This window comes from Pseudomonas proteolytica, from assembly GCF_007858275.1.
Lineage (GTDB): Bacteria > Pseudomonadota > Gammaproteobacteria > Pseudomonadales > Pseudomonadaceae > Aquipseudomonas > Aquipseudomonas proteolytica.
Window position 1 is genome coordinate 24047 of record NZ_VFEV01000034.1, and the last position, 14180, is coordinate 38226.

At 62.0% G+C, this 14180-nt stretch carries 14 protein-coding genes; 9 read left to right on the forward strand and 5 right to left on the reverse strand.

Annotated features, from left to right (window positions below):
* The first annotated feature begins 45 nt into the window (after nucleotides 1-45).
* The 5 genes from hpaD (at nucleotide 46) to hpaI (ending at nucleotide 4500) form a co-directional block, all read left to right on the forward strand.
* Nucleotides 46-903 (forward strand): 3,4-dihydroxyphenylacetate 2,3-dioxygenase, encoded by an 858-nt coding sequence (hpaD, locus tag FIV38_RS21795; RefSeq protein WP_092238591.1) that lies wholly within the window; start codon nucleotides 46-48, stop codon nucleotides 901-903.
* Between the two features lie 70 nt (nucleotides 904-973).
* Nucleotides 974-1366: a tautomerase family protein gene (locus FIV38_RS21800; RefSeq protein WP_070995053.1), complete on the forward strand. Its 393-nt coding sequence runs from the start codon at nucleotides 974-976 to the stop codon at nucleotides 1364-1366.
* A gap of 194 nt (nucleotides 1367-1560) precedes the next feature.
* A complete protein-coding gene (locus tag FIV38_RS21805; RefSeq protein ID WP_029294344.1) occupies nucleotides 1561-2865 on the forward strand; it encodes an MFS transporter in 1305 nt (434 codons plus the stop codon).
* A gap of 12 nt (nucleotides 2866-2877) precedes the next feature.
* Nucleotides 2878-3681, forward strand: a complete 804-nt coding sequence (gene hpaH / locus FIV38_RS21810; protein ID WP_029294342.1) for a 2-oxo-hept-4-ene-1,7-dioate hydratase — start codon at nucleotides 2878-2880, stop codon at nucleotides 3679-3681.
* Between the two features lie 18 nt (nucleotides 3682-3699).
* Nucleotides 3700-4500 carry a 4-hydroxy-2-oxoheptanedioate aldolase gene (gene hpaI, locus FIV38_RS21815; RefSeq protein WP_092238588.1) on the forward strand — a complete coding sequence of 267 codons (801 nt, stop codon included), beginning with the start codon at nucleotides 3700-3702 and terminating at the stop codon, nucleotides 4498-4500.
* A 135-nt stretch (nucleotides 4501-4635) separates the two neighbouring features.
* Here the strand turns inward: hpaI and hpaR are convergent, their stop codons facing one another.
* Nucleotides 4636-5058 carry a homoprotocatechuate degradation operon regulator HpaR gene (gene hpaR, locus FIV38_RS21820; RefSeq protein ID WP_029294338.1) on the reverse strand — a complete coding sequence of 141 codons (423 nt, stop codon included), beginning with the start codon at nucleotides 5056-5058 and terminating at the stop codon, nucleotides 4636-4638.
* A gap of 206 nt (nucleotides 5059-5264) precedes the next feature.
* Between hpaR and FIV38_RS21825 the strand changes: the two genes are divergently transcribed.
* Together FIV38_RS21825 and FIV38_RS21830 are read left to right on the forward strand one after the other, a co-directional pair.
* On the forward strand, nucleotides 5265-6563 hold the full coding sequence (locus FIV38_RS21825; RefSeq protein WP_092238585.1) for an NAD(P)/FAD-dependent oxidoreductase: 1299 nt from the start codon (nucleotides 5265-5267) through the stop codon (nucleotides 6561-6563).
* Nucleotides 6564-6593: 30 nt separating this feature from the next.
* On the forward strand, nucleotides 6594-6959 hold the full coding sequence (locus FIV38_RS21830) for a cupin domain-containing protein (RefSeq protein WP_029294333.1): 366 nt from the start codon (nucleotides 6594-6596) through the stop codon (nucleotides 6957-6959).
* 159 nt (nucleotides 6960-7118) lie between these two features.
* On the opposite strand, the gene feaR is transcribed toward FIV38_RS21830, so the two are convergent.
* The 3 genes from feaR to FIV38_RS21845 all read right to left on the reverse strand — a co-directional run bounded on the left by feaR (nucleotide 7119) and on the right by FIV38_RS21845 (nucleotide 10227).
* Nucleotides 7119-8054 (reverse strand): transcriptional regulator FeaR, encoded by a 936-nt coding sequence (gene feaR / locus FIV38_RS21835; RefSeq protein ID WP_070995056.1) that lies wholly within the window; start codon nucleotides 8052-8054, stop codon nucleotides 7119-7121.
* Nucleotides 8055-8162: 108 nt separating this feature from the next.
* On the reverse strand, nucleotides 8163-8783 hold the full coding sequence (locus FIV38_RS21840; RefSeq protein ID WP_070995057.1) for a DUF3156 family protein: 621 nt from the start codon (nucleotides 8781-8783) through the stop codon (nucleotides 8163-8165).
* The gene (locus tag FIV38_RS21845) at nucleotides 8728-10227 is read right to left on the reverse strand and encodes an APC family permease (RefSeq protein ID WP_092238582.1); all 1500 of its coding nucleotides are present in this window, start codon (nucleotides 10225-10227) and stop codon (nucleotides 8728-8730) included. The genes FIV38_RS21840 and FIV38_RS21845 overlap by 56 nt, the downstream gene beginning before the upstream one ends.
* 217 nt (nucleotides 10228-10444) lie before the next feature.
* Between FIV38_RS21845 and FIV38_RS21855 the strand changes: the two genes are divergently transcribed.
* The gene (locus FIV38_RS21855) at nucleotides 10445-11773 is read left to right on the forward strand and encodes an alginate export family protein (RefSeq protein ID WP_092238579.1); all 1329 of its coding nucleotides are present in this window, start codon (nucleotides 10445-10447) and stop codon (nucleotides 11771-11773) included.
* A gap of 494 nt (nucleotides 11774-12267) precedes the next feature.
* Nucleotides 12268-13755, forward strand: a complete 1488-nt coding sequence (locus tag FIV38_RS21860) for an aldehyde dehydrogenase family protein (protein ID WP_092238576.1) — start codon at nucleotides 12268-12270, stop codon at nucleotides 13753-13755.
* Here FIV38_RS21860 and FIV38_RS21865 read toward each other — a convergent pair whose 3' ends face one another.
* The gene (locus FIV38_RS21865) at nucleotides 13756-14157 is read right to left on the reverse strand and encodes a RidA family protein (protein ID WP_029294319.1); all 402 of its coding nucleotides are present in this window, start codon (nucleotides 14155-14157) and stop codon (nucleotides 13756-13758) included.
* Between the last annotated feature and the right edge of the window lie 23 nt (nucleotides 14158-14180).

Here is a 14180-nt window from a genome sequence, read left to right on the forward strand (position 1 = left end):
GGTCCGCAGAGCACCAACAAGAATAATGAAATCAGGAGAACGATCATGGGTGAAGTAGTCCTGGCAGCGAAAATCTGCCACGTGCCTTCCATGTACCTGTCGGAACTGCCGGGCAAGCATCACGGCTGCCGCGAGGCGGCGATTGCCGGGCACAAGGAAATCGGGCGCCGCGCCCGTGAACTGGGGGCCGACACCGCCGTGGTTTTCGATGTGCACTGGCTGGTCAACAGCGGCTATCACATCAACGGTGGTGAGCGTTTCCAGGGCACTTACACCAGCAATGAGCTGCCGCACTTCATCAAGAACATGGAGTACGCCTACCCCGGCTGCCCGGAGTTGGGCGAGCTGATCGCCGCCGAAGCCAACCTGGCCGGGGTGCGCAGCATGAACCACAACATCCCGAGCCTGGAACTGGAATACGGCACCCTGGTGCCCATGCGCTACATGCACATGGGTGTGCCCGAAGAACAGAAATTCAATGTGGTCTCCATCGCCGCCTGGTGCGCCTGGCATCGCCTGCAAGACAGCTTCGCCTTTGGGGCTGCCGTGCGTCGGGCCATCGAGAAGAGTGATCGCAAGGTGCTGGTGCTGGCCTCGGGCTCTTTGTCGCACCGTTTCTCCGACGACCGCGAGGCCGAAGCCAACATCCACAACTGGACCCGCGAGTTCGACAAGCAAGTGGACATGCACGTGGTGCAGATGTGGCGCGAAGGCCGCTTCAAGGAATTCTGCGCGATGCTTCCGGACTACGCCGAACACTGCTTTGGCGAAGGCAAGATGCACGACACCGCGATGCTCCTGGGTTTGCTCGGCGGGCCTGAGTACAACCGCCCTGCAGAGATCATCACCGAGCCGTTCGGCAGCTCCGGCACCGGCCAGATCAACGCCATTTTCCCGCTCTGAATACATGTGGGAGCTGTCTCGCCCGGCGAGACCGCTCCCACATTGAATCGCGCACAGAAGGAGGCTTTGCATGCCGCATTTCATCGCCGAATACACCGACAACCTCGAATCCCAGGCCGACCTGCCGGGGCTGTTTGCAAAGGTCCACCAGGTGCTGGGAGACAGTGGCGTGTTCCCCCTGGGCGGCATCCGTAGCCGCGCCGTACGCCTGGACACCTGGCGCATGGCCGACGGCAAGCACGACTACGCCTTCGTCCACATGACCCTCAAGGTCGGCCACGGACGTGACCTGGCCACCCGCCAGACCGTGGCCGAGGCGCTGTTCGCGGTGATCACCGAACACTTCGCCGCCCTGCAGGCTCAGCGGCTGCTGGCCCTGTCGTTCGAGATGATCGAGCTGCACCCGCAATTGAACTTCAAACAAAACAACATCCACGCGTTTTTAAGCAACCAGGCGGGCTGACATCCATCGACTGAACGAGATCACCTGTAGGAGCGAGCTTGCTCGCGAAGATCGTCAACGATAACGCGTGCCTGCTGGATAACCGCAATGGCCTTGAGGCCTTGGCAAGCAAGCTCGCGCCTACAGTGGGTTCCATTCGCTTGACGGGGCAGTCTCGCCTCCACAACGGCCTCTCAGACAAAAAGTACAACATCATGAGCACAGCCAATACCGCCCACAGCGTCACCCTTGCCGAGCATGATCGCACCCACAGCACCGTCACCTGGCGACTGATGCCGTTGTTGCTGATCTGTTACCTGTTTGCCCACCTGGACCGGATCAACATCGGGTTCGCCAAGATGCAGATGAGCAGCGACCTGCACTTCAGCGACACGGTGTATGGCTTCGGTGCCGGCTTGTTCTTTATCGCCTACGCCCTGTTCGGCGTGCCCAGCAACATCGCCCTGGACCGCGTCGGGCCTCGGCGCTGGATCGCCTGCCTGATGGTGGTGTGGGGCATCCTGTCCACCAGCATGCTGTGGATCGAAAGCTCCACCGGCTTCTACGTCCTGCGTTTTTTGCTGGGGGTGGCCGAAGCGGGTTTCTTCCCGGGGATCCTGGTGTTTCTCAACCGCTGGTACCCGGCGCGCCGCCGGGCGCAGATCACCGCCCTGTTCGCCATTGCCGTGCCCATGGCCGGGGTGATTGGCGGACCGCTCTCGGGGGCGATCCTGGAAAACTTCCACGACTTTGGCGGGATGCGCGGCTGGCAGTGGATGTTCCTGATCGAAGGCGCGCCCGTGGTGCTGCTGGGCCTGGTGGTGCTCAAGTACCTGCCGGACAGTTTTGAAACGGTGAAATGGCTGGAGCCCGCGCAAAAGCAACAATTGCGCGAACAACTGAGCACCGAAGAAAAGCGCAAGTCCATCACCTCCTTCGGCGGCATCCTGCGCGACCCGCAAGTTTGGCTGCTGGTGGCGATCTATTTTGCGGTGATGCTGGCGGTCAACACCCTGGCGTTCTGGATGCCCACCCTGATCCACGGCGCCGGCATCGGCCGCGACAGCCAGGTCGGCCTGCTGAGCGCCGTGCCGTACCTGGCCGGCTGCTTCTTCATGATCGGCTGCGGACGCTCCTCGGACCGCAACCGCGAACGCCGCTGGCACTTGTGTGTGCCGCTGCTGATGGCCGCCGTCGGGATTGCCGTGGCCGGCCTGGCACCGGGCAATTCGCTGGTGGTGATGGGTGGCCTGATCGTCGCCGGTATGGGCGCCAGCGCCGCGCTGCCGATGTTCTGGCAACTGCCACCGGCCTTCCTGTCCAACTGCACCCAGGCCGCCGGCATCGCCATGATCAGCTCGTTTGGCAGCATCGCCTCGTTCCTCGCGCCGTACCTGATCGGCTGGATGCGCGACACCACCCAAAGCGCCAGCCTCGCCCTGTACGTGCTGGCACTGTTTATCGCCCTTGGCGGCCTGCTGGTGTTGCGCACCAACGCCGCCATCGTCAACCCTCAGTAAGAGACCCTCGTCATGCTCGATCCACAGCTCATCCTGCAAGCCGCCGCCCAGCTGGACCATGCCGAACGCAGCCGCGAACAGGTACGCCAGTTTTCCCTCGATCATCCGGACATCACGATCGAGGACGCCTACGCCATCCAGCGCGCCTGGGTCGCCCAGAAGATCAAGGGCGGGCGCAAGCTGGTCGGGCACAAGATCGGCCTGACCTCGCGGGCCATGCAGGTGTCGTCCAACATCACCGAACCGGACTACGGTGCGCTGCTCGACGACATGCTGTTTGAGGAAGGTACCGACATCCCGTTCGAGCGCTTTATCGTGCCGCGGGTCGAAGTGGAGCTGGCCTTCATCCTCGGCAAGCCGCTCAAGGGCCCCAACTGCACGATTTTCGATGTGCTCGACGCCACCGAGTGGGTGATCCCGGCCCTGGAGATCATCGACGCGCGCATCCAGCAGATCGACCCGCACACCAAGGCCACGCGCAAGGTGTTCGACACCATCTCCGACAACGCCGCCAATGCCGGCGTGGTCATGGGTGGCCGCGCGGTGCGGCCGACCGAGATCGACCTGCGCAAAGTTCCGGCGGTGCTGTACCGCAACGGCGTGATCGAAGAGTCCGGGGTCTCGGCCGCCGTGCTCAACCACCCGGCCAAGGGCGTGGCCTGGCTGGCCAACAAACTGGCGCCCTACGACGTCACGTTGCTGCCGGGGCAGATCATCCTCGGCGGCTCGTTTACCCGGCCGGTGGCGGCAAGCCCAGGCGATACCTTCCATGTCGACTACGACATGCTCGGCTCGATTTCCTGCCGTTTCGTCTGACCCCAGGAGGACTGTTTCATGGACATGCCTATCAACCGCTTCAAGCAGCGGCTCAATAGCGGTGAAGCGCAAATCGGCCTGTGGCTCGGGCTGGCTGACGCGTACTGCGCGGAACTGGCGGCCAATGCCGGTTTCGATTGGCTGTTGATCGACGGCGAGCACGCCCCCAATGACCTGCGCGGCATGCTCGGCCAATTGCAGGCGGTGGCGCCCTACGCCAGCGAGGCGGTGATTCGCCCGGTGATCGGCGATACCGCGCTGATCAAACAGGTGCTGGATATCGGCGCACAGACCTTATTGGTGCCGATGGTCGAAAGCGCCGCCCAGGCCCGGGAGCTGGTGCGCGCCATGCGCTATCCGCCCCAGGGCATACGCGGGGTGGGCAGCGCCCTGGCGCGGGCTTCGCGCTGGAACAGCATCGACGGCTACCTGGACCAGGCCGACGCGCAGATGTGCCTGCTGGTGCAGATCGAAAGCCTGCAAGGCCTGACCAACCTCGATGCGATTGCCGCCGTCGAGGGCGTCGATGGAGTGTTTATCGGCCCGGCGGACTTGAGTGCGTCCATGGGGCACCGAGGCAATCCGGGACACCCTGACGTGCAAGCGGCCATCGAGGACGCCATTGCGCGGATTCGCCAGGCGGGCAAGGCGGCGGGCATTCTCAGTGCCGATGAAAAACTGGCCCGGCGTTATATCGAGCTGGGCGCAGGGTTTGTCGCGGTGGGCGTGGATACCACGGTGCTGATGCGCGGGTTGCAGGGGTTGGTGGAGAAATTCAAAGGTACAGCGTCACCAGTCGGTACTGGTGGCGTGTACTGATCCCTTCCAAACACCCCAGGTGCAAAATGTGGGAGCGGGCTTGCCCGCGAAAGCGGTGGTTCAGCCGGCGAATATATCGACTGACACTACGCATTCGCGAGCAAGCCCGCTCCCACCTTTTGGATGTGTGGTGTTTCAGCGCTTGATGTTTTTCAGTTCATCGAGCAGCCCCAGCAAGGTCTGCAATTTCTGCGCCCCCAACTGCTCCTGCAAGCGCTGGTAGTTGGCCTCCATGCACTGACTCATGGACGCAAAACTCGCCCGGCCCTTGTCCGCCAGGGTCACCAGTACCCGCCGCTGATCCTGCTCGGCCTTGCGCCGATGGATCATCCCCGCCGCTTCCATGCGCACCAGCACGCCAGTCATGCTCGGCTTGAGGATGCAGGCCAGTTCCGCCAGTTGGTAAATCTCCAGTTCGTCGTGTTGATTGAGGATGCGGATCACCCGCCATTGCTGCTCGGTCAGGCCATGTTCGTTCAGCGAGGGGCGGAAAAAACTCATGGCCGCTTCGCGGGCCTGCAACAGGGTGAGGGTCAGGGACTGCCGGGGTTTGAGCATAGAGTCAGGGTCACGTGATATTTAGTTAATGTTTTAACGAAACTCTAACATCCCCGCCCCGCGCTCGCGCTATAACTTAGTGGTCGCGCACGTCCATGGCGCGCTGAATCAAAAGCCCCGGCACGCAGGATCAAGACATTGATCCCGCCAAGGCCCCTAATGAAGACATCTGCTTTAGAGCCTTCCTTCACTTTTCAGGCTGCGCCATGATCAATATTGAAACCCCCACGTATTACACCGCTACCAAGAAGTACAACCTGAGCTTTCCCACCCTGGAACAGGACATCGAGGCCGACGTCGTGGTGATTGGCGGCGGGTTTTCCGGGATCAATACCGCCCTGGAGCTGGCGGAAAAGGGCATCACCAATATCGTCGTGCTGGAAGCGCGCTACCTGGGCTTTGGCGGCACCGGGCGCAATGGCGGGCAGATCATGGCCGGCATTGGCCACGACCTGGAGAAGATCAAGAACGACGTCGGCGAGGACGGCCTGCGCCAGGTCTTCGAGATCAGCGACCTGGGCGCCGACATCATCAAGGACCGTATTGCCAAGTACAACATCGACGCCGACTTCTGCCACGGCTACGGCTATATGGGCTTCAACGCCCGCCAGGAAAAGACCCTGCGGGCCTGGGAAAAAGACTTCAAGTCGATCAACAGCAAGCATGAGATCCGCTTCCTCGGCGGCTCCGATGTCCAGCAGATCATCGGCTCCGACGCCTACAGCAGCGCCCTGTTGCACATGGGCGGCGGGCATGTGCATTCGTTGAACCTGCTGCTGGGCGAGGCCACTGCCCTGGCCGGGCATGGCGTGCGGATCTTCGAGAACAGCCCGGCGCTGGAAGTCAGCTACGGCGAGCGCATCACCGTGCGTACCGGGCGCGGCTCGGTCAAGGCCAGCAAACTGCTATGGGCGTGTGACAGCTTCCTCAACAAACTGGAGCCGGAACTGCATCGCTCGACCATCAATACCTACGCGTTCCAGATGATGACCGAGCCGTTGAGCGAAGAGCTGATCCAGCGCATAAGCCCGATTCGCGGGGCCTACAGCGATATCCGCCCGGTGATCGACTACTACCGGGTGACCAATGAAAACCGCCTGTTGTTCGGCGCCGCCACGCCGTTGGTGGAGCACATTCCCGGCGATTTGAAGGCCTGGAACCGCAAGCTGATGCTGAAGATTTTCCCCTACCTCAATGACGTGAAAATCGACCTGGCCTGGGGCGGCCCGATGGCCTGCAGTCCCAATCTGTTCCCGCAGATCGGCACCCTGCCGGGGCGCAGCAATGCGTTCTTCGTCCAGGGTTATTCCGGTTTCGGCGTCACCCCCAGCCACATCATCTGCAAGGTCCTGGCCGAAGGCATGAGCGAAGGCTCGGCGCGCTATGACCTGGTCAGTTCGATCCACCGCCCGACGATTATCGGCAAGGACGCAATCCGCCCGCTGCTGCTGACGGCGGGCAAATCCTGGCACCAACTGTCCGGTTACTGGAATGGTCGCCGCTAACCCCTTTTTTATCCCTCTGGAGCACCTGCCATGACCCTCGTTACCCTCAAGAAAGATATCCAGCTGTCTGAACTCGACGCCTGGGGCACCGTTGCCGACCTCGGCTCCGAAATCCTCGCCGGCGAACTCAAGGCCTTCGGCAAAATGACCTTCGGTGCGCCGACCGACCCGGTCAGCAGCGCCTATTTCGGCACCACCCAAGGCAAGTTCCGCATGGTCTACCCGTTCAACGAACAGGCCACGGTAGTCACCGGCGAAGTGCGCCTGACCGACGAGGCCAGCGGCCAAACCACCACCTACAAAGCGGGCGACAGCTGGTTCGTGACCCAGGGCACGCCCGTGCTGTGGGAAGTGCTGAGCGAGAGTTTCGTCAAACACTACTTCGCGGTCGTATAACCCCCAGAGCAATCGCTTTGCTTTATGTAGGAGCGGGCTTGCCCGCGATAGCAGTGGCTCAGTCAGAACATACATTGACTGATCCACCGCCATCGCGGGCAAGTCGAATCGTCGCACCGCCGCTCCCACATTCGGTGTGTGGTGGTTGATGAATGGGGTTCAGGCCATCCGGCTGGAACGGAACGCCTTGGGCGACAGGTCAAACTGCTTCTTGAATGAACGGCTGAAGTGCGCCGAATCGGTAAAGCCCCACTTGTAGGCAATCGAAGTGATCGATTCGCTACGCAGGAACGGGTTGGTCAAGTCATCAGCACTGCGCTTGAGGCGCGCACGTTGGATGTAGCGGCAGACGCTATCGTCCTGCTCCTCGAACAGCCGGTATAAATGACGCACCGAGATGTTCAGCCGGCTGGCCAGGCCAACGGGGCTCAAGCCGGGTTGGCTCAGGGACTCATCAATGATTTTCTGCACGTAGCTGCGCAGGTTGTTGCCTTGCAACGCGCTGGTATCGTCGCGCGCGTCGTCGTCCTGCTCCAGGGCTGAGCCCAGCAGCGACACAAACGCACACTGCAACGCCTCGACCTCATCCTCGGCGCCTTCGCTGCCCTTGCACAGTTGGTCCATCAATACATGCAACATGCGCCCACAGGCTTTGCTGGAGGAAATCTTGCCAAAGGTCTTCGATTGGCTGCCCATCTGCTTGCACACCTGAGCGCGCGGCAACGACAGCGAGGTATGTTCGATCAAGCCGAACGGGGTGATTTCAATGGAGCCCACCGAGTCCATCAGCAGCAGTTCGCCAGGGGCCAGTTGCACCCGCTGGCCGTTCTGCACGATCTGCGAATAGCCGCTGCGCTGGCTGACCAAAAAACAATCCTGGTCATTATCATGGTCGGGATTGGAAACCTGGCGCTTGATCAGGCCGGCATTGGTACGCAGGCTGGCCAAGGGCAACCCGCCGTTTGAAAGCATGGAAAACTCGCCGATAAACAACGAACGGTTGAAAGCCAGTTCGGTGTCGAAGTGGCCGCACATCGCACGCAAGTCGCGGTTCCAGGTGTCGAGCCCCTGTTGTGCACTCTGTTGGATACCCATGGGTGTCTCCACAATGGCTTATTGTTATTGTCGGGCAATAGTTAACATGTTATCTATATGCGCGCAACAAGTACCTGTCCGCCATTGTGTTTGCACTAATGATGCCAATCAGAGCGTGCGCAATACGCGCTGCAAGCCCACCAGCGCAGCCAGCAAGGCATCGCGCTGCACGCGGCTCAAGGCGATGTAGCGCCGAAAGGCCGGCATGCGGTTGACCACCTCGCTGCCGCCCATATGCTCCAGGCGCACATGCCATTGATGGTCGCGCAGCTCGATGTGCAAGCGTTTGAAATCCAGGGGCATCAATGCCTGGTGCAAGGCGCTGTCGTGTTGCAGACGCGCCTGCAGTTGCCCCAACAAAGCACGTTCGCCCATGCGTTGCCGACAGTGGATCCCGGTCCGTCGAACAGCCCCGCCATGGTGCAAGGCAAAACTCGCCGCGCCCTCTGTCGAGGCAGGCAGGCGCACGCTGAACTCCGTCATGACCAGGTGCATCAACAACTGCGATTCGGTGCGCTCGCGGATTTCCAGGTGCAGGCTGTCGTCGTCCAGGGCAACCCGCGCCAAGGTCGGCGAGACTTGCTCGAAACGCGCCAGCCCAAGGTTGCGCCGCAGTTGCCCAAGGGTGCGCCCCGGCTGATAGCCCGCTGGCGCCCGTTGTGCGCTGAACAGTTCAGACAGCTTTTGCCGCAGCACTGATATAGCCGCTGTGAGCGTGACCCGGTTCATTGGCAAACTCCTTGGCCAGCACGTCTTCCACCGACGCCGGCTTGAATGGATTGACCTTCTGCACCACCAGGGTCCAGAACAGCGCATACACCGCCGTACCGCCCAGCATCACGCCGAACGGGACGTAGATATCCGCCGAGTTCATCCCCGGTGGCGTGATAAACCACATGCCCAAAAGAATGCCGGCGCTGGACAACAGTTGCGGCAGTGGGAACCACGGCGAGCGATAGGCCCGTGGCAAGTCGGGACGACGAATGCGCAGGATCACCACCGACACCGTCACCAGCAGGTAGGCAAAACTCCACGCACACACCGCCGCCAGCACCAGGTGCATGATGTTGTCGGTGTTGCCACCCAGGTACAGCGCGTGCAGGCAGGGAATCAGCATCGCCACCAGGATGCACAGCACCGGGGTCTTGAAGCGTGGGTGCAGGTAGGTGAACACCTTCGGCAGCGCGCCATCCACCGCCATGCCGTAGAGAATCCGTGGCACACCGGCCATCAAGGTATTGATGGTGGCGGCACCGGCAAACAGAAAACCGATGCCCAGCCACAGCGGCCCGATCTGCCCCATGACCTGTTCGGCAAAGCGTGGGATCGCCATGGGCGTGTCCAGCAGATGCACGCCGCTGGCCGCGTCCAGCACCACGTTTTCGACCTGGCGCTTCATGGCCGCGCCATAGATGAACATGCACGTCGCCACGCCCATCAGGCCGAGCATCATCGCCCGTGGCATGACCTTGGCCGACTGGCGCAAGTCCGGCGCCAGCGGGGTGACGAATTCGCAGCCGACAAACATGAACATCGCCATGCCCACCAGGGACAACACCGTCACCAGGTCGCTGCCCACCAGAGACTCGCCAAACCAGCCGTCCAGTTGCACTGCCGGCGCGGCGATCAAGCCCAGCACGCCAAACACCATCAAGGTGGTCCACATACCGAAGGTCAGGATGATTTCGGCGCGGCCAAAGGCGCTGACGCCAAACACATTGAGCACGCCGAACACCAGCACAAAACCGACGCCAAGCAGCCAGGAGCCCCCGGCGGATTCGGCCAGGGTATTGAGGTGTTCGAAGTTCACCAGGGCCATGACCCCGGCGAGGATGGTCTCGGCGGTGCCGGCAAACACATGCACGATCAAATAGGCCGACAAGGTACCGGTGATCGCAAAAAAACGGCCCATGCCGCAGTTGATGTAGTCGTACACCGAGCCGGTAGTGGGCAGGATCGAGGCGGCCTCGGCGAAGGTCGTCGCCTGGGCCAGCATCATCACCACGGCGATCAGCATGGCCAACGCAAACGCGCTGCCGCCGATGCCAAAACCCATGGTCGCGGTGAGAATCACCGGGCTGGCCATGATCAGGCCAATGGTGCTGGCCAACGCGGTGGGAAAGCCCACCGTGCCCCGGTTAAGGTGCGCGGTAAGTCTGTCATTGATCGACATGGTGCAGATCCTCGAAAGGGATTTTTTAGAAGTGTTTGCACTGTGCGCCCCGCCCAACCTGATCGTCTTGCCCCTGGCTGCCGCCGGTTTTGTTGCTCCCTGCCAGGGCTTGCGGCGTGGCGGCCAGGATCAATTGCCTGGCACGCAGGTGAAAGACTTGTGCCGCCGACGCTCGTCCTAATGCGCCCTCAACTTCATCTTGCTGGGGACTATAACAATGGAGCACACACTCAAAACCCGCCACCTGCACCCGGCCGTCGGCCTGGGGCTGGCGCTGTTGATCGGCCAACCTGCGGCCCAGGCAATCGAACTGTATGCCGACGACGACACCACCGTCACCGGCAACTTCCTGGCCGTGTACGGCATGTTCAACAGCCGCAAGAACTACGAGGGCAGCCCGGGTGGCTCGACCTGGCGGGAAGGCTTTATCAAGTATGGCTTGAGCGTCGACCAGACCCTGGGCGGCCTGGGCAGTGTGTATGGCACCGCCAACCTGGTGAGTTCTGGCACCTGGGGCGATGGCGATGCCTCCCGTGTGACCGACGGCAGCGAGCGCACCACCAAGTTCGACGAAGCCTTTGCTGGCTGGCGCTCGGGGGACCTGTTGCCGGCGTTGGGCAAGGATGGCCTGGACCTGTCGTACGGGCGCCAGATCATCACCGTGGGCGATGGTTTTATCATCAATGACGACGGCCCGAACCTGGGCAATGGCGTGGCCGATGGCGAGTTCGACCGTGGCGGTGCCTATTACATCGCGGCCCGGCATGCTTTCGACAAGGCGGCGGTGGTGCGCCTGGGCGGCAAGGACGGCTTGCATGGCAGCTTGATGTGGATCGAGTCCGACAACCGCGCCCAGGCCCTGACCGAAATGGCCATCGGCACCCTGGAATACAGCGCCGCACCGGGCACCCTGGGCCTGACGTACCTGCATGGCATCGATGTGGACGAGCGCTATGCCAGTGACGTGCAAAAGCAGCGCAAGGGCATGAACCTCTACAGCCTGCGCGGCAGCGGGAATGCCGGGATCGACAACGCGCACTTCTCGTTTGAATACGCCTGGCAGGACAAGGACCCCGGCCCGGAAAAAGCCTGGTACGCCGAAGCCGGCTATACCTTTGCCGACCTGCCCTGGTCGCCGGACCTGACCTACCGTTATGCGCGCTATTCGAAGAATTGGGATGCACTGTTCGCCGGTTTCAACCGCGGTTATGGCACCTGGGTCCAGGGCGAAGTGGCGGGCAACTACTCCGGGCCCTACAACACCAACACTGCGGTGCAGCATGTAGCACTCAAGGTCAAGCCGCTGGACAACCTGACCCTCGGCGCGCTGTTCTTCGACTACACGACCGTGAGCAAACGCAACATGCTCGACCTCGATGGCCGCGAACTGGACCTGTATGCCGAATGGGCGGTGAATGACCACCTGATCATCACGCCGTTGATTGGCCTGTACCAACCGGACAAAGACCAGGACAACGGCGGCAACCAGGTCGGCGGTAACGGCACCAACGTGTACAGCCAGTTGGTGGTGGCTGTGCCGTTCTGAGGTTTGGTTGTGGTGTGACCGGCCTGTGATGGCGCTTCCTGTGGCGAGCGGGCTTGCCCCGCGCTGGGTTGCCAAGCAGCCCCAAAACCTGCCGCCGCAGTTTGTCTGAAGAGCCGCAGCGGGTTTATGGGGGGCTGCTGCGCAGCCCAGCGCGGGGCAAGCCCTAATGCCGTTCAGTTAAGCGGATTCTGCTTTCTGTAGGAGCGAGCTTGCTCGCGAAGGACGTCAACGATAACGCGTGTTTGCTAGGTAAACGCGGCGCTCTCAAGTTCTTCGCGAGCAAGCTCGCTCCTACAAAAAGGCTTAACTGAACGGCATTAGGGCAAGCCCGCTCGCCACAAGGAAATCTGCTCCCCTAAAAAAGCCTGCTCAACACAACAACCCTCCCCCCGGCAGATGGCAGCCACAGGCATGCGCCCCGGCAGGCACAGTCAAGCTGTAGCCGCCGGCGTTGGTTAGCCTCGGGTTTTCCTTTTTGATCAGGAACACCCCCCATGAGCGATATCGCGCTGCTGCCCCAGGTCGAAGCCTTCTTGCGTCGAGACCACGGCCTGTTTATCGACGGTGGCTACGTCCCCAGCCAATCCAGCCAGACCCTGGAGGTGATCATCCCCGCCACCGGCCAGGTCATTGCCACGGTCGCCGATGCGCAAGCCAGTGATATTGAACGGGCGGTGACGTCTGCCCGGCACGGTTTCAAACAATGGTCCCAGGCCGCGCCCGCGGTCCGTGGCAACGTACTGCTCAAACTCGCCGACCTGCTGGAACGCAACCGCGAGGAACTGGCGCAGATCGAGACCTGTCAGTCGGGCAAGATCATCCAGATTTCCCGCGCTTTTGAAGTGGACCAAGCCGCGCATTTCCTGCGTTATTACGCGGGCTGGGCAACCAAGATCAGCGGCCAGACCCTCACCCCGTCGCTGCCCTCGTTTGCCGGCGAGCGCTACACCGCCTTCACCCTGCGCGAACCAGTGGGTGTGGTGGTCGGCATCGTGCCGTGGAACTTCTCCACCATGATCGCCATCTGGAAACTCGCCTCGGCCCTGGTGACCGGGTGCAGCATCATCATCAAGCCCAGCGAGTTCACCCCGCTGACTCTGCTGCGCATTGCCGAACTGGCCGTGGAAGCTGGCCTGCCCGCGGGCGTGCTGAACGTGCTGACTGGCGGTGGCCAGGTGGGCAAGGGGCTGATCGAACACCCAGGCACTGACAAAGTATCGTTCACCGGCTCCGTGCCCACCGGCATTGCGGTCGGCCGCGCGGCCATGGGCGCCGGCCTGACGCGGGCGACCCTGGAACTGGGTGGCAAAAACGCGGCGGCGTTCCTGCGCGATGTGCCGCTGGAAACCGCCGTCAACGGCATTATCGAGGCCGGGTTCCTGCACTCGGGGCAAATCTGTGCGGCGGCCGAGCGCTTCTTCGTCCATCGTTCACAGGTCAACCCCGTCATGGAGGCCCTGGCCCAGCGTTTGAGCGCATTGAACATCGGCTCGCCGCTGGATGAGCGCACCGAGTTCGGCCCGGTCACCCATCGCCAACACCAAGCGAAGCTGGAAGGTTTTTTTGCCACCGCCCGCGCCGAAAACAACACGATTATCTACGGCGGCCAACCGATGGATCGCCCCGGTTGCTACGTCGAGCCCACGGTGATCCTCGCCAACAGCATCAACGACACGCTACTCACCGAAGAAACCTTCGGCCCCATCGCCACCTTCCTGCCCTACGACGACGAGGAGGAGTTGCTGGCACTGATGAACCACACTGCCGGCGGCCTCAGCGCCAGCCTGTGGACCAACGACCTGGGCAAGGCCCTGCGTATGGTCCCGGCCATCAACGCCGGCACGGTGTGGGTCAACATGCACACCCTGCTCGACCCGGCCGTGCCATTCGGTGGCAACAAATCCTCGGGGATTGGCCGGGAGTTTGGCAGTGCGTTTATCGAGGACTACACGGAACTCAAGTCGGTGATGATGCGTTATTGATCACCCTGGGATCAGCGCCTCCGCCTCGATCTCGATCAACCATTCGGGCAGCGACAGGCCGCTGACGATGATCCACGACGACGGCGGCGGGTTGTTCGGGAAACGCTCGCGCAAGGCGGCGGCGATAGGCTCCTGCTGATCGCGGGCGGACTCGACGATGTACAGGCGCAGCATGATCACATGGGACAGGTCCCCCGCGGCTGCGGCCAGGACCTTTTCGATATTGTCCAGGGCGGTGGCGGTCTGCTCGGCGATGCCCGGGCCGACGGTGCGTTCGTCAGCGTCCACGCCTACCTGGCCGGACAGTAGAATGCGTCGGCCATCGCGCACTTCCATGGCCTGGCTGAAACCGTATTGCAGGGAGTTGAAGACTGTCGGGGGATTGATGGTTCTTCGTTGCATGACGACTCCTTGTTGTCTGTAGG

Bases quoted from the DNA above. Each gene is read 5' to 3' on its own strand.
- FIV38_RS21840 (WP_070995057.1), bottom strand. From the start codon at position 8,783: ATGAACCGGGTCACGCTCACAGCGGCTATATCAGTGCTGCGGCAAAAG.
- FIV38_RS21845 (WP_092238582.1), bottom strand. From the start codon at position 10,227: ATGTCGATCAATGACAGACTTACCGCGCACCTTAACCGGGGCACGGTG.
- hpaD (WP_092238591.1), top strand. From the start codon at position 46: ATGGGTGAAGTAGTCCTGGCAGCGAAAATCTGCCACGTGCCTTCCATG.
- FIV38_RS21830 (WP_029294333.1), top strand. From the start codon at position 6,594: ATGACCCTCGTTACCCTCAAGAAAGATATCCAGCTGTCTGAACTCGAC.
- FIV38_RS21800 (WP_070995053.1), top strand. From the start codon at position 974: ATGCCGCATTTCATCGCCGAATACACCGACAACCTCGAATCCCAGGCC.
- hpaH (WP_029294342.1), top strand. From the start codon at position 2,878: ATGCTCGATCCACAGCTCATCCTGCAAGCCGCCGCCCAGCTGGACCAT.
- FIV38_RS21860 (WP_092238576.1), top strand. From the start codon at position 12,268: ATGAGCGATATCGCGCTGCTGCCCCAGGTCGAAGCCTTCTTGCGTCGA.
- FIV38_RS21855 (WP_092238579.1), top strand. From the start codon at position 10,445: ATGGAGCACACACTCAAAACCCGCCACCTGCACCCGGCCGTCGGCCTG.
- hpaI (WP_092238588.1), top strand. From the start codon at position 3,700: ATGGACATGCCTATCAACCGCTTCAAGCAGCGGCTCAATAGCGGTGAA.
- FIV38_RS21865 (WP_029294319.1), bottom strand. From the start codon at position 14,157: ATGCAACGAAGAACCATCAATCCCCCGACAGTCTTCAACTCCCTGCAA.
- FIV38_RS21825 (WP_092238585.1), top strand. From the start codon at position 5,265: ATGATCAATATTGAAACCCCCACGTATTACACCGCTACCAAGAAGTAC.
- FIV38_RS21805 (WP_029294344.1), top strand. From the start codon at position 1,561: ATGAGCACAGCCAATACCGCCCACAGCGTCACCCTTGCCGAGCATGAT.
- hpaR (WP_029294338.1), bottom strand. From the start codon at position 5,058: ATGCTCAAACCCCGGCAGTCCCTGACCCTCACCCTGTTGCAGGCCCGC.
- feaR (WP_070995056.1), bottom strand. From the start codon at position 8,054: ATGGGTATCCAACAGAGTGCACAACAGGGGCTCGACACCTGGAACCGC.